Here is a 14161-nt window from a genome sequence, read left to right as displayed (position 1 = left end):
CGTCAAGTTCTGTCAACAAAACTCGGTCACCACAGGAGCGTCCCATGGCCCATGCCAATCCGGCATTCAGCCCATCTGAGTATGATCGTCGGCTGGCAAAGACGCGTGCTGCCATGGCAGCAGCTGGTCTGGATGCGCTGTTCATTGAAGACCCGTCTAATATGACATGGCTGACGGGATATGAGGGTTGGTCATTCTACGTGCATCAGGGCGTATTGGTTCTGCATGACCGTGACCCGATTTGGTGGGGCCGCAATCAGGACGCCAACGGCGCGCGGCGCACGGTCTGGATGAAAGACGATCGGATTCGCGGATACGCGGATCACTATGTGCAATCGACCGTCCGCCACCCGATGCAGGACTTTGCGGCTGTGATCCGGGACTGTGGACTGGCAGCGGGTCGGATCGGTGTCGAATTGGACAACTACTATTACTCGGCCAAGGCGCATCTGACCTTGATGGCCGAACTGCCGCAGGCCGAACTGGCCGATGCGAATGGGCTGGTGAATTGGCAACGTGCGGTGAAATCGGATGAAGAAATTGCCCTGATGCGCAAGGCCGCGCGGATCTCGGAACATGTTATCGACGGTGTGCTTGACCGGATCGAACCCGGCCTACATAAGAACGAACTGGTCGCGCAGATTTACCACGATGCGATCCTGGGTGTGGGCGAGGATTGGGGGGACTATGCCGCCATCGTGCCGCTGCTGCCTTCGGGCTCGGATGCTGCGGCCCCGCATCTGACATGGGATGGTGCGCCGTTCAAATCCGGAGAATGCACATTCTTTGAACTCTCTGGCTGTTACCGCCGCTACCACGCGCCTTTCTGCCGCTCAGTTTTTCTGGGTCAACCACCCGATTATCTGCTGCGAGCCGAAGCGGCGTTGGTCGAAGGGCTAGAGGCCGGGCTGGACGCTGCCCGCGCGGGCAATCAGGCGCGGGATATTGCGTTGGCTCTGGCTGCCCCTTTGGAACGCGCCGGAATCGAACGCGGTGCGCGGTGTGGCTATCCGATTGGCCTCAGCTATCCGCCGGATTGGGGCGAGCGCACCATCTCATTGCGCCCCGAGGATGAGACTTTTCTGGAACCCGGCATGACCTTTCATTTCATGCCGGGCCTCTGGATGGACGACTGGGGGCTTGAGATCACCGAGTCGATCCTGATCACCAAAACCGGAGCCGCGGAGTGCTTTTGCAACCGGCCGCGAAAACTGTTCGTTAAGCCATGACCCTGCTAAGAACCACGGAAATCCTTGCGGACCTGATCGCCTTTGAAACGGTGTCCGCTGACAGCAACCTTGAGATCATCCGCTATTTAACCGAACGCCTTGAAGCTTTGGGCGCGCGCTGTATCGAAACGCGGGACGCGACCGGGAAAAAGGCCAATGTCTTTGCCACGCTTGGCCCAGATATGGCGGGCGGCATCCTGCTGTCAGGCCATACGGATGTGGTTCCGGTGGCCGATCAGGACTGGGCCACGAACCCGTTTGAGATGACCGAGAGAGACGGCAAACTCTACGGTCGCGGCACCTGTGACATGAAAGGGTTTATCGCCGCCGCGCTGGCTTTTGCCGAAACGCTGGACGTAAGAAAGCTGACCCAACCGCTGCATTTCGCCTTTACCTATGACGAAGAAACCGGCTGTCTGGGCGCGCAGAACCTTGTCAGTGACCTATCCGAACGCGGCATCGTACCAGACATCGCGATCATCGGCGAACCAACCGAGATGCGCGTGATCGAAGGGCACAAGGGCTGCTTCGAATACACCACCATTTTCGTTGGGCTTGAAGGGCATAGTTCGGCCCCTGATGACGGCGTCAATGCGGCTGAATACGCGGCGCGCTATATCGGCAAACTACTGGAGCTGCGTCATATCTTGAAATCGCGCGCGCCAAAGGGCAGCCCGTTTGAACCGCCCTGGACCACGGTCAATGTCGGGCGCATCTCGGGCGGTGTTGCCCATAATGTCATCGCCAGCAAAGCCGAGGTCGCGTGGGAAATGCGCCCCGTTCAATCCAGCGACGCCGAACTGGTCAGAAGCACCCTATCAGATTACGTCAAGCACAGCTTGTTGCCCGAAATGCAGGCCGTCCACCCCGACGCGAGCATCACGCAAGAAGCCGTGGCCGAGGTCGAAGGGCTTGAACCCATGGACGAAAACGCCGCGCGCGAATTGGTGGCCGAACTGACCGGCGCCAATGGCACTGGCGTCGTCGCTTTCGCCACCGAGGCCGGCCTGTTTCAGCAACTGGGCGTACATGCCATTGTCTGCGGGCCGGGCTCGATCACCCAAGCGCACAAAGCGGACGAGTATGTCGAGATCGAGCAGCTTGATCTGTGCTGCCGAATGCTGAACCGCCTGGGCCGCCGCCTGATCGCTTAACTGGCTCCGTGCGTGCGGTCATAGGCTGAGCGCGCGGGTTGCACATGCGCGGCGCGCGCATCTTCACCGGGATCATAGACCTCCATCACCAGCGGATAGCAGGCGGCAGCGTCCGAGGAATGCTCTGACGAACAATCCCCTCCGGGACAGGCCGAAAGACCGACGATCAAATCGATCTCGGCGTAGAACTCAAGATAGTCACCGGGGCGCACCGGGCTGGCCTTCATGAAATACTGCCCGGTGTCGCGCGTGAACCCGGTACACATGAACACGTTCAGGACGTCATGCACCAGCATCTCGGCCTCGTGCAGCGGCAGGTTGCAATGGCTGGCCAGCGCACGGGTCAGGTTGGAATGGCAGCAATAATGGTAATCGTCGCCGGACAACAACCGCCCCGTATAGGGATCGCAGCGCGTGCCGATTACGTCATGGACCGAACCGCCGAACGCGTCGAACCCGTACCAATCCAGCGTATCATCTACGACAGTCGCCATAGGGCGCATGTTGGGAAAGCTCGACCACATGCGATCCCCGGTCGACAGATGGGTGCCGTGCAAAGCGCGGGTTTTGCCGGAATAGAACCGCTCGGACAGGTCGTGCTTGCTCCACATGTTCAGGTCGCCGACCTGCGGCCCATCGACCGACAACACCCGAACAAACGCGCCTGCGGGCACGTCGATACAGGCCGCATCACGTGGCGCTGCGATGGCCTCGGCGGTTTTGCTGGCCCCTTGCCGCAGTTTGGCCAACGCGGTCAGGTCCGGTTGCGTCAACGTCTCGGGCGGGTAGCAAATGACCGGTTGGATGGCCTTGCGGTCATCTGCATCCGTTGGTGCCGCGAAGTTCGGGTTTACCAGTTTCATCAACGCTCTCCCCATGCTTTTGCACAGGCTTAGCGCATAATGAACGGGTTCGCCATCGGCTCTTGCGCGGTGTTGATCCAGGTTGTTTTGGTTCTGGTGTAATCCAATATTGCCTCAACCCCGGCCTCGCGCCCATAGCCCGATTGGTTGAACCCGCCAAAGGGCGCAATCGGTGAGATCGCACGATACGTATTCACCCAGCAAATCCCTGCTCTGATCCGTTTCGACACCCGATGCGCCCGCGCGAGATTCTGCGTGAACACGCCTGACCCCAGCCCATAAGGTGTGCTGTTCGCCAGCGCGATCGCTTCATCCTCGGTATCAAACGGCAACAGAGACATCACTGGCCCGAACATTTCGACCTTTAGCGTTTCTGTATCAGCCGAGGCGCACTGAACCAGTGTTGGCTTCATGTAATTCCCCGGTCGATCCGCGATCTCGCCCCCAAAGCGGACCGTCGCGCCCTGCCCGCGCGCTTTGGCCAGCGTTTCCTCGATCCGTCGCACCTGTGTTGCAGTGCAGAGCGGCCCCACATGCGTTTCCGCCTGCAGTGGGTCGCCCAGCCGGATGCCGCTGGCCTTTTGCTCAATCCGTTCGATCAGCGGTTCCAGAATGGATCGATGCACCAAACCTCGTGTTCCTGCTACGCAACTCTGCCCCGAGGCGCCAAAGTTCCCGGCGATCAGACCATTGGCCGCGCCATCCAGATCGGCATCTTCAAACACCAGAATCGGGGATTTGCCCCCCAGTTCCAACGAGGTGACAGCAAAGTTCTCGGCCGAGTTGCGCACCACATGCCGCGCAGTCTCTGGCCCACCCGTAAAGGCAATACGGTCAATATCCGGGTGGCGGGTCAGCGGAATGGCGCAGTTTTCAGCGTCACCCGTGATGACCGAGACGACACCGGGTGGAAACCCGGCCTGTTCAATCAACCGCGCAAACTCCAGCATCGGCGCAGGCGCAATTTCTGAAGCTTTCAAAACGACCGAGCACCCCGCCGCCAGTGCCGGACCCAATTTGGTCGCCGTCAGGAACATCTGCGCGTTCCATGGCACGATGGCAGCAACAACTCCGATAGGTTCGCGGGTCGTAAAGACGTGCATGTCGGGCTTGTCAATAGGCAGAACCGTTCCTTCGACCTTATCCGCCAGACCCGCGAAATAGCGGTAGTAGTCCGCTACATAACCCGTTTGTGCTGAAGTTTCCGCCAGCAGCTTGCCGCTATCGGTCGTCTCCAGTTCACCCAACTTAGTCGCATGTTCGGCCACCAGATCGGCCAGTCGGTACAACAGCTTGCCTCGTGCGGTCTGCGTCATATCCCGCCACGCCGGATCGTCCAGAACGCGTTTGGCAGCCGCAACTGCGCGACCGACATCCGCGGCCGAGGCACAAGCGAACGTGGCCCATCCCTGCCCCGTCGCTGGGTTTTCTGATGTCATGACCTGTGCGTTTGACCCTTCGGACCATTTGCCATCAATGAACAGTTGAAAATGCGGAAGATTTCCCATGGTGATCCTCACTGAAAAGCTGGCATAACGTCGTCGATGAACCGCGCCAGAGAGGCGCGTTTACGTTCGTTAGTCATGCCGCTGTCGACCCAGAACGAAAACTCATCATATCCCAGATCCTCGTACCGTTTGATCCGGTCAATCACCTGCTGCGTGGTTCCAACGGTCAGATCGCGGCCCAGCTTTTCGGTGGTATACATCGGATTGGCGTCCATTTCTGCCTGTGTGATCGGCTCGATCAAACCCTGCTGGACCGGGCGTTTATTCAGGAACCAGGCACCGAAATAGTTGTAGTACCGCCGCAAATCCTGAACACCCTGTGCCACATCTTCGTCATCCTTGCCGACATAGGTGTGATGCAGCAACATAATCTTGGGCCGCGGCCCGGCATAGCTATCGCAAGCACCGTTGAACCGGCCCATCAGCGTTTCAATTTCCTCCATCCCCTGCCACAGCGGTGTAACCTGAATGTTGAACCCGTTATGGACGCCGAACTCGTGGCTGTTTGGATCACGCGCCGCGATCCAAATCGGCGGGCCACCTTTCTGCAGAGGCTTCGGGGCCGAGGTCGTGGCCGGGAACGAGTAGAACTCACCCTCATGCGCGCAGTCCCCCTGCCAAATTTGTGGCAGTAGTGGCGTGGTTTCCCGCATCCTCTGACCGGCCTCCCATGCGTCCATCCCGGGCATCAGACGTTCGTATTCAAAGGAATAGGCTCCGCGTGCAATTCCCAATTCGATCCGACCCTTGGTGATCTGATCTGCCGCTGCGGCCTCACCGGCCAGCTTGATCGGATGCCAAAATGGCGCGACCACCGTACCCGTGCCAAGGCGCACATTCTTCGTATGATGCGCCAGATCGACCAGAGACAGGAACGGATTCGGCGCAATGGTGAATTCCATGCCATGATGCTCGCCCGTCCAAACCGCACGCATCCCGCCCTCATCGGCCATTTTCACCAGACTAACGAACTCGTCATACAGAACGTCATGCGGCTGATCCGGCGTCTGGCGTTCCATATGGGCAAACAGCGAAAACTCCATCAATCGGCTCCTTTAGCGAAAACTGTGAATGTCGCCGCGTTCGGCGTCGCCCAGATACAAGGCGAAATCCCCGGTCTGAACCTCGCGTGCAAAGCGGGTCATCATGTGGTGAATGCCTTGAGTGGCGAAGGTCAGGTTGGGCAGGTTCGCAACCGGTACCCACTGGGCATTCGTAGATGCGCAGGGCTGATCTGCTGACGCCAGGAAAAACGTATATTGCAGCTTGGTCTCGGCGTCATTGAACGACGAATAGACCTGTTCGATCCGCGCATGGATACCGCGTTCCGACAACCCCTGCGCCAGCCTGTTCCGTTGACCACCAGTCTCAGCACCCGAGACTTGAACCGGGCGAAACGCAGCGCCATGGCGTTCCAAAAGCACTTGGTCGCCAGCAGTAATAATCGCACCGCAAACCGTTGGGACTTTGGCGTCCATTTCGGCCTCAAGACCCAGGCTGAAATACGATCCGCCCACATAGCCTAATCCGTCGCCTGCAACGTGTGAGAATTCAAGCACACGGCCCATCAGGATGGTATGATCGCCTGCCGGAATGGCCTGATGGGTTTCGCAACAGAATTGCGCCACCGCTCCGTCGATCAGCGGCAAGTCATGCTCGCCGTTATGATGGGGAACTTTCGCGAACCGGTCGCCTTTATGCCCTGCAAAAGTGTTCGAAACCTCTTGCTGACCTTCAGCCAGAATGTTGACGGCGAAATGACGGCAATCGGTGAACACTTCATAGCTGGACAGGAACTTGCCTGGGCACACCAGCAGCAGCGGCGGGTCTAGAGACACCGAGGAAAACGAGTTTGCCGTGAATCCAACCGGCACGCCATTTTCATCGCGGGTGGTCACCACTGTCACACCGGTCATGAAGCTGCCAAAGGCATCGCGCAGGGCGCGTGGGTCCAACGTGGTCATGTCAGGCACTCCTGAACAAAGGGCAACAGCGTGGCGTTGACCTGCGCCGCATGGGTCATCGGCATCATGTGTGCTGCACCGGGGATGATCTCTGCCCGCCCCTTTGGTGCAAGGCTGGCCATCTTTAGCGACATAACGGGGGTCGAGTTCGGCTCATCCGCGCCGGTCACAAATATGGCCGGACATGTAACCGCAGCCAACTGCGCTTCGGTCGGGCCGTCGCTTTCGGCAAAGACCGTATAGGCCGCCTTATAGGCGCGTGGATCGACCTCTTGCAGCCATCGCGCGCAGGCATCGCGTTCCGCTGATGCACTCTCTGCAAACCACCGGCGCAGAGTGACCGAGGCGTCGTTCGGCTGCTGCGCATCAAGCGCATGAGCCCGCGACAAGACCGCTTGTCGAGCCGCGTCTGACCTTTTGTAAATGGCGTTCAGGGCCGCAACCCCTTTGATATTTCGATTGTCCGAGGCCGCTATTTGCGTGGCAATCAGCGCACCCATCGAATGCCCGATCAGCACCGCAGGCTCGTTGAACAACGCGGCAATCGGCGCGGCGTAGCTATTCATTCCACTTGGCGCGGTAAATGCCGTTTCCCCGTGACCCAGCATGTCCGGGCAAACCACGCGATACCCAGCAGAAACCAAAGGCTCGATCTGCCCGCCCCACGCTTCGGCCCTCAGACCGACACCGTGCAACAGCACGACCAGAGGCCCCTCGCCCACGTCAATCGCGGCCAGATCATCGAACTTAGACCGAGGCCGGGTTGTCCACGTCATGACCCAAATCCTTCAAGTCCTGATAACGATCCCCAATCCGATGGTGCGGACGCCCCGTCGTCGCGCCGCCCAGCACAATCACAACCTCATCAGCGCGCGGTGCGTCGGGAATGGCGAATTGCAGCGTCAGATAATGCGACCGGCGACCGGCATCGTTCTTGTCCATCAGCGGCACCATGATCGGTGCGTTGGCTGGCCCTCGGGTATTGGTGAAAGACAGGTAGGATTTCGCCCCAACCGCCTGCCGGAAATGATTACCGAAATGCAGCGTGTGGATCAGGCCCGAGGCATGCTCGACCTCTCCGTCCAGCCCGACAACAGCGGCCTTACCATAGGCTTCGATTGCATCGCCGCTGCCAGCCAACGCAATCATTCGTCCGGTCAGTTCCTCACCTAAAACAGGGGCAAAGCTCAGAATCTCAGGCCTCAGGTCCTCGACATAACGTCCGGCCCACGGGTTGGTGATCACAGCCGCCACCGCGAACATCCGCCATGGTCGGTCTGCCTCGCGAAACCCTTCAACCAGAACCTCTTCGTCGTAGGTCACGATTTTTCGAATATTTGGCTGCACAAACGCCCCCTTTGATTGATTGGCAAACTATCCTCGGCCAGGGGCTGCTTTGACAAACGAAAGAACTTTGGTCTTAGGTATTAGTGACTCTAATATGTAGGTTACAAATGCCCAAAACCCTGCCCCCGCTCACGTGGTTCAGATCGTTCGAAGCCGCCGCACGACGGCTCAGTTCCACCGCCGCCGCTGACGAGATCGGCCTGACGCAATCCGCCGTCAGCCAACAGATCAGATCGCTGGAAACGCGGTTGGGTGTGGTGTTGTTTCACCGCCACGCGCGCGGCCTGTCGTTGACCGACGAGGGCCGAAAGCTGCTGCCGAAGGTCGAAGCCGCGCTGGAGATGCTGCACTCGGCGGCGTCACCGTATCTGGCCGAGGAACGCGCGCGTCACCTTACCGTTGCGGCGTCGGTCAGCGTGCTGGAATGGGTGATATCCCCTGCGTTGCCGCAATTCCGGTCGCGAAACCCGGACACATCCGTGCGTTTTGTCAGCACGATCTGGCCGGATGAATACTCGGCCTCTCGCGCGGACATCGAAATACGGTTCGGATCTGCAAAACAGGTGGGTCGGGACGCAACCGAACTGTTGCCCAATGACCTGATCGCGGTGAAATCTCCCCAGTTGGACGGCGACTTGCCGGACCTGCCGTTGATCGAGGCGGTCGGCACATCCGGCAATTGGTCGTCTTGGTCCGAGGCAACTGGGTACACAATCCCAATCCCCACCTTCTACGTGGATTCTTACGGTCTCGCTCTACAACTCGCCACCACCGGAAACGGGGTGGCTTTGGTCAACGCCTTGGTCGCGGAACACGCATTGCGCACCGGTCGGGTCAAACGTGCCACCGAAGCCTCGGCCCCCGCAACCGAAGGGTATTTTCTGGCGGTCCAACGCCGCTCACCCGAGGTAGACGCATTTCTGGAATGGTTTTCCGGCGCACTGCCTGAGGTAAGTCGCATTTAACGTCTGATTCAAACAAGTGGATGTCGCATCTGAGGATATCCAAAGGCCTTATTTTAGTGAATTCTGGCGAAAAAGGTCCGATTCATGCGATATTCCGGCTTCCGAGTCATCAAAGAGGCGCTCACCGGCCACAAAGGGTGGAAACCGGTCTGGCGTGAGCCCGAACCCAAAGCGCATTACGACATCATCGTCATCGGCGGTGGTGGTCATGGGCTGGCAACAGCGCACTACCTGTCCAAGGTCTATGGTCAGCGCAATGTGGCGGTGGTCGAAAAAGGTTGGATCGGCGGCGGCAATGTGGGACGGAACACGACGATTGTGCGCTCGAACTATATGCTGGACGGGAATGAACCGTTCTACGAGTTCTCAATGAAGCTGTGGGAAGGGCTTGAACAGGACTTGAACTACAACGCCATGATGAGCCAGCGCGGGATCATCAATCTGTTCCACACCGACGGTCAGCGAGACGCCTATACAAGGCGCGGCAACGCGATGATCCTAAATGGCGCGGATGCCGAGTTGCTAGATGCGGATCAGGTCCGCAAAGAGCATCCCTATTTAAATTTTGACGATGCCCGCTTTCCGATCAAGGGCGGCTTAGTTCAGCGCCGCGCGGGTACTGCCCGTCATGACGCGGTGGCGTGGGGGTTTGCGCGATCGGCTGACCTGCACGGCGTCGACATCATCCAGAATTGCGAGGTCACAGGCCTGCGGATTGAGAATGGCAAATGCCTGGGCGTTGAAACGACTAAGGGCTTCATCGGCGCGAACAAAGTAGGCTGCGCGGTTGCGGGCAGTTCCGGCCGCGTGATGGGAATGGCCGGAATGCGATTGCCCATCGAGAGCCACGTTTTGCAGGCGTTTGTTTCCGAGGGTCTGAAACCAGTTCTGCCCAGTGTCATCACCTTCGGCGCGGGCCATTTCTATGTCAGCCAATCCGATAAGGGAGGGCTTGTCTTTGGCGGTGATATCGACGGCTATAACACCTATGCCCAACGCGGCAACTTGCCCGTGGTCGAGGATGTTTGTGAAGGCGGCGTGGCCCTGATGCCCATGATCGGCCGCGCTCGCCTTTTGCGAATGTGGGGCGGTGTGATGGACATGTCGATGGATGGCTCGCCCATCATCGACCGTACGCCGGTCGAGGGGCTCTATTTCAACGGCGGTTGGTGTTACGGCGGGTTCAAGGCAACCCCGGCCTCGGGCCATTGCTTTGCGCATCTGTTGGCGAAGGACGAGCCGCACCCGGTCGCCACCGCCTACCGCCTCGACCGGTTCCGGACGGGCCGGATGATCGACGAAAAAGGCGTGGGCAACCAGCCCAATCTGCACTGAGGGGACTGTACAATGATTATCAACCATCCCCTTTTGGGTCCGCGCGATGCCTCGGAGTTCACATATCTGGGTGATGCCTCACTGATCGATCGCCCGGACTGGCAGGCCGAGAACGTATCCGAGGCCTTCTATGAATACGGCTACCTGCGAGACAACCCCGCCGGCGAGCATCAAGAGCTATGGTATCACGAGGCCGGAGACCGATCCTGGTTGGTCGTCACGCGAAACACGCTGACGCATGAGATTTCAAAGGTGGAACTGGCCCGTGACGTGGCCCGCGCACGGGGGCGATCCAAATGACGCAGACAAACCGGCTGAATGGCGGCCAGATCGACCGCAACACCTCTTTATCCTTCAAATTTGACGGGCGCAGCTATACGGCGCATCCCGGCGATACTCTGGCCTCGGCCTTGCTGGCCAATGACGTGCGGCTGATCGGGCGGTCGTTCAAATACCACCGCCCTCGCGGGCTGCTGACCGCCGGGTCCGAAGAACCCAACGGCATGGTCGAACTGCGCACCGGTGCCCTTAAGGAACCCAACACCCGCGCCACAACGATCGAGATGTTCGACGGGCTTGAGGCGAAGTCACAGAACCGCTGGCCGAGCTTGAAATTCGACGCGCTGGCCGTGAACGATATGTTCTCGAACTTCCTGTCGGCAGGGTTTTACTACAAGACCTTCATGTGGCCTGCCGCGTTCTGGGAAAAGCTCTACGAACCGATGATCCGCCGCGCCGCCGGTCTGGGAGCGTTGTCGCAAGAGGCTGACCCGGATGAATACGACAAAGGGTTCCGTCACTGCGATCTGCTGATAATCGGTGCCGGGCCTGCCGGTTTGATGGCGGCGTTGACCGCAGGACGTGCCGGGGTAGACGTCATTCTGGCGGATGAGGATTTCACGCTAGGTGGCCGTCTGAACAGCGAAACTTTTGCGCTGGGTGATCACAGCGCCTCGGACTGGGCCGCACAAGCCGTGGCAGAACTATCGTCATTGCCCAACGTCCGGCTGATGCCGCGCACCACCGTGATCGGCGCCTTTGATCACGGAATTTATGGCGCTGTGGAACGGACCGGGGATCACCTGGCTTCCGTTCCCGCAGGCAAACCCCGTCAGATTCTATGGCGTATTTACACTCAAAAAGCACTGCTTTGTGCCGGAGCCACGGAGCGCCCCATCGCGTTCGAAAACAACGACCGGCCCGGCATCATGATGGCCAGCGCATTGCGAACCTATGCCAACCGGTTCGCTGCCACCGCGTCGCAACGTGTGGCGATCTTTACCAACAATGATGACGGCCATCGCACCGCGGCCGATCTGCATGCCAAGGGCGTCACAATCACTGCCGTCGTAGATGTGCGCGAGGACGCACCTACCTGCTATGACTATGAGGTCCTGAAAGGCGCACAAGTCATTGATACCAAAGGCCGCCACGGGCTGACCTTTGTCGAGGTCGCCTTGGCTGACGGCTCAACCCGCACTCTGGAAAGCGGGGCGCTGGGCGTGTCCGGCGGCTGGAACCCGAACGTGCATATGACATGCCATCAACGCGGACGTCCGGTCTGGGATGACGCTTTGGCCGCCTTTGTGCCCGGAGAAAACCTGCCCGTCGGCCTGTCGGTTGCTGGTGCTGCAAACGGGGTGATGTCGACACATGGCGCCCTGCAATCCGGTGCGGAAGGCGCGGCCAACGCGCTGGAACTGACAGGTGTCCTGCCCGACTTGCCCGAAGCTGAGGATGCTCCTGTCTCGCAAACGCCATTCTGGTATGTGCAAGGATGCAAGCGCGCCTGGGTGGATCAGCAGAACGACGTAACCGTTAAGGACGTCAAGCTCAGCTATCAGGAAGGGTTCCGATCAGTCGAGCACCTGAAACGCTATACCACGCTGGGCATGGCAACGGATCAGGGCAAGACCTCGAACATCACCGGCCTTGCGATCATGGCCGAGGTGGCCGGCAAGTCGATCCCCGAGGTCGGAACCACCATCTTCCGCCCGCCTTACACGCCCGTGCCGATTGGCACTTTCGCGGGCCGGATGAAGGGGCAGGAATTTCACCCGACCCGCCTGACGCCCTCGCACTATTGGGCCAAGGAACGCGGCGCCGTGTTTGTCGAGGTTGGCAACTGGCTGCGTGCGCAGTGGTTCCCCCTGCCCGGTGAAACCCATTGGCGGCAGTCCGTGGATCGTGAGGTACGCCAAACCCGCGCCTCGGTCGGGGTGTGCGATTGTACGACACTGGGCAAGATCGACGTTCAGGGCACCGATGCGGCCGAGTTTCTGAACCGCATCTACGCCAATGGCTTCGCAAAGCTGGCCGTAGGAAAAACCCGGTACGGACTGATGCTGCGCGAAGACGGAATGGTCATGGATGACGGCACCGCCGCGCGGATGGCCGAGGATCACTTCGTCGTCACCACAACCACGGCGAACGCTGTAAGTGTCTACCGCCACATGGAATTTGCGCGCCAGTGCCTGTATCCGGACATGGATGTCCAGTTGATTTCAACCACCGAAGCCTGGGCACAGTACGCCGTGGCCGGCCCCAATTCGCGCAAACTGCTGCAAAAGATCTTGGACCCAGAGTTCGATCTTTCAAACGACGCCTTCCCGTTCATGGCCTGTGGCAACGTCACCGTCTGCGGTGGGCTACGGGCGCGGTTGTTCCGAATCTCGTTCTCAGGCGAGCTGGCCTACGAAATCGCGGTGCCCTCACGTTATGGCGACGCGCTGATGCGGCGGCTGATGGCCGAGGGTGAAGAATTCGACGTAACCCCCTATGGCACCGAAGCGTTGGGCGTGATGCGGGTTGAAAAAGGCCATGCCGCAGGGAGTGAACTGAACGGCACCACCACGGCACTGAACCTTGGCTTGGGCAAGATGGTGTCAAAGAAGAAAGACAGTATCGGCTCGGTCCTGTCCGAACGCAAGGCTCTGGTCGAGCCGGATGTCCTGCGACTTGTCGGGATCAAACCTCTGCAACCCGAAGATAAGGTCACAGCAGGCGGACATCTGATGAACAGCGAAGGCCCGGTCGATGCGGCGCATGATCAGGGGTATGTCACTTCGGCTGTCTACTCGCCGATCCTCAACAGCAATATCGGCCTAGGCCTTGTGAAAAACGGGGCTGAGCGGCTGGGCGAGACTATGCGTCTGGTCTCACCCCTGACTGACCTGACCGTCGAGGTGGAACTTGTCTCCGCCCATTTCGTCGACCCTGAAGGAGAGCGTCTACGTGCATGATCTTGTTGCTATAACCGCCCTGGGCGGGACTGACCCGCACGTGGACACCGTCGGAGGTGTCACATGTACCGAAGTGCCCGGCGTGGCGCTAGCCTCGGTCGCGGCCCGGATGGGGCAGGAAGACAATACTGCCACTTCTCTGGCCAAGTTGATCGATGCCCCCACCCCCGATATTGGTCGCTGGGCCGGTACAACGATCAGCGCGTTCTGGGCCGGCCCCGATCAATGGATGATTGAGGCCCCCTTTGACACCCACGAAGCGCTTGCCGAACAGGTCAAAACCGCCATGGGAGATGCCGCCTCGGTCACCGAGCAAACGGACGGTTGGACGCGGTTCGACCTGAACGGAGATCATATTCCTGCGGTTCTGGAACTCCTGTGCCAGCTTGATCTGCGCAAGCTTGACCCAGGCAGCGCGGCGCGCTGTTCGATCCATCATATCGGTTGTTTTGTTCTGTGCCGAACACCCGAGAGCTTCAGTTTCTACGGTCCACGATCCTCGGCCGGTTCACTGCATCATGCCCTTTTGACGGCGATGCGCTCGGCACTTTGAT

General features: G+C 59.5%; 13 protein-coding genes. 7 read left to right on the top strand and 6 right to left on the bottom strand.

Features of this window, described 5'->3' with window-relative positions; all coding sequences use genetic code 11:
- The first annotated feature begins 44 nt into the window (after positions 1–44).
- Both GOX21_RS01645 and argE read left to right on the top strand, forming a co-directional pair.
- Positions 45–1229, top strand: coding sequence for a M24 family metallopeptidase (locus GOX21_RS01645; RefSeq protein ID WP_170375054.1), 1185 nt, complete (start codon positions 45–47; stop codon positions 1227–1229).
- On the top strand, positions 1226–2383 hold the full coding sequence (gene argE / locus GOX21_RS01640) for an acetylornithine deacetylase (RefSeq protein ID WP_170375052.1): 1158 nt from the start codon (positions 1226–1228) through the stop codon (positions 2381–2383). Before GOX21_RS01645 ends, argE begins: the two co-directional genes overlap by 4 nt.
- Here argE and GOX21_RS01635 read toward each other — a convergent pair.
- Genes GOX21_RS01635 through GOX21_RS01610 form a run of 6 tightly spaced genes read right to left on the bottom strand, consistent with a single transcriptional unit; the run spans position 2380 to position 8065 of the window.
- The gene (locus tag GOX21_RS01635; protein ID WP_170375050.1) at positions 2380–3246 is read right to left on the bottom strand and encodes an urea carboxylase-associated family protein; all 867 of its coding nucleotides are present in this window, start codon (positions 3244–3246) and stop codon (positions 2380–2382) included. The two genes, argE and GOX21_RS01635, sit on opposite strands and share 4 nt — an antisense overlap.
- 29 nt (positions 3247–3275) lie before the next feature.
- A complete protein-coding gene (locus GOX21_RS01630; protein ID WP_170375048.1) occupies positions 3276–4754 on the bottom strand; it encodes an aldehyde dehydrogenase in 1479 nt (492 codons plus the stop codon).
- 8 nt (positions 4755–4762) lie between these two features.
- Positions 4763–5797, bottom strand: coding sequence for an LLM class flavin-dependent oxidoreductase (locus GOX21_RS01625; protein WP_170375046.1), 1035 nt, complete (start codon positions 5795–5797; stop codon positions 4763–4765).
- A 12-nt stretch (positions 5798–5809) separates the two neighbouring features.
- The gene (locus GOX21_RS01620) at positions 5810–6718 is read right to left on the bottom strand and encodes a flavin reductase family protein (protein WP_170375044.1); all 909 of its coding nucleotides are present in this window, start codon (positions 6716–6718) and stop codon (positions 5810–5812) included.
- A complete protein-coding gene (locus GOX21_RS01615) occupies positions 6715–7494 on the bottom strand; it encodes an alpha/beta fold hydrolase (RefSeq protein ID WP_170375041.1) in 780 nt (259 codons plus the stop codon). Before GOX21_RS01615 ends, GOX21_RS01620 begins: the two co-directional genes overlap by 4 nt.
- The gene (locus tag GOX21_RS01610; protein WP_170375039.1) at positions 7466–8065 is read right to left on the bottom strand and encodes an amino acid synthesis family protein; all 600 of its coding nucleotides are present in this window, start codon (positions 8063–8065) and stop codon (positions 7466–7468) included. Before GOX21_RS01610 ends, GOX21_RS01615 begins: the two co-directional genes overlap by 29 nt.
- 107 nt (positions 8066–8172) lie before the next feature.
- Here GOX21_RS01610 and GOX21_RS01605 point away from each other — a divergent pair, with 107 nt between their 5' ends.
- The 5 genes from GOX21_RS01605 (at position 8173) to GOX21_RS01585 (ending at position 14160) form a co-directional block, all read left to right on the top strand.
- A complete protein-coding gene (locus tag GOX21_RS01605) occupies positions 8173–9030 on the top strand; it encodes a LysR family transcriptional regulator (RefSeq protein ID WP_170375037.1) in 858 nt (285 codons plus the stop codon).
- A gap of 84 nt (positions 9031–9114) precedes the next feature.
- Positions 9115–10365 (top strand): sarcosine oxidase subunit beta family protein, encoded by a 1251-nt coding sequence (locus GOX21_RS01600; protein WP_170375035.1) that lies wholly within the window; start codon positions 9115–9117, stop codon positions 10363–10365.
- Positions 10366–10377: 12 nt separating this feature from the next.
- Entirely contained in the window at positions 10378–10665 is a 288-nt protein-coding gene (locus tag GOX21_RS01595; protein WP_170375033.1) for a sarcosine oxidase subunit delta, read from the top strand.
- Complete coding sequence (locus tag GOX21_RS01590; RefSeq protein ID WP_170375031.1) at positions 10662–13607, top strand: sarcosine oxidase subunit alpha family protein; 2946 nt, start codon at positions 10662–10664, stop codon at positions 13605–13607. Before GOX21_RS01595 ends, GOX21_RS01590 begins: the two co-directional genes overlap by 4 nt.
- Positions 13600–14160, top strand: a complete 561-nt coding sequence (locus GOX21_RS01585) for a sarcosine oxidase subunit gamma (protein ID WP_170375029.1) — start codon at positions 13600–13602, stop codon at positions 14158–14160. Before GOX21_RS01590 ends, GOX21_RS01585 begins: the two co-directional genes overlap by 8 nt.
- Position 14161: the final 1 nt, after the last annotated feature.

It is taken from the genome of Ruegeria atlantica, from assembly GCF_013032005.1.
GTDB lineage: Bacteria > Pseudomonadota > Alphaproteobacteria > Rhodobacterales > Rhodobacteraceae > Ruegeria > Ruegeria atlantica_A.
This window is presented reverse-complemented; position numbering and strand designations above follow the sequence as displayed.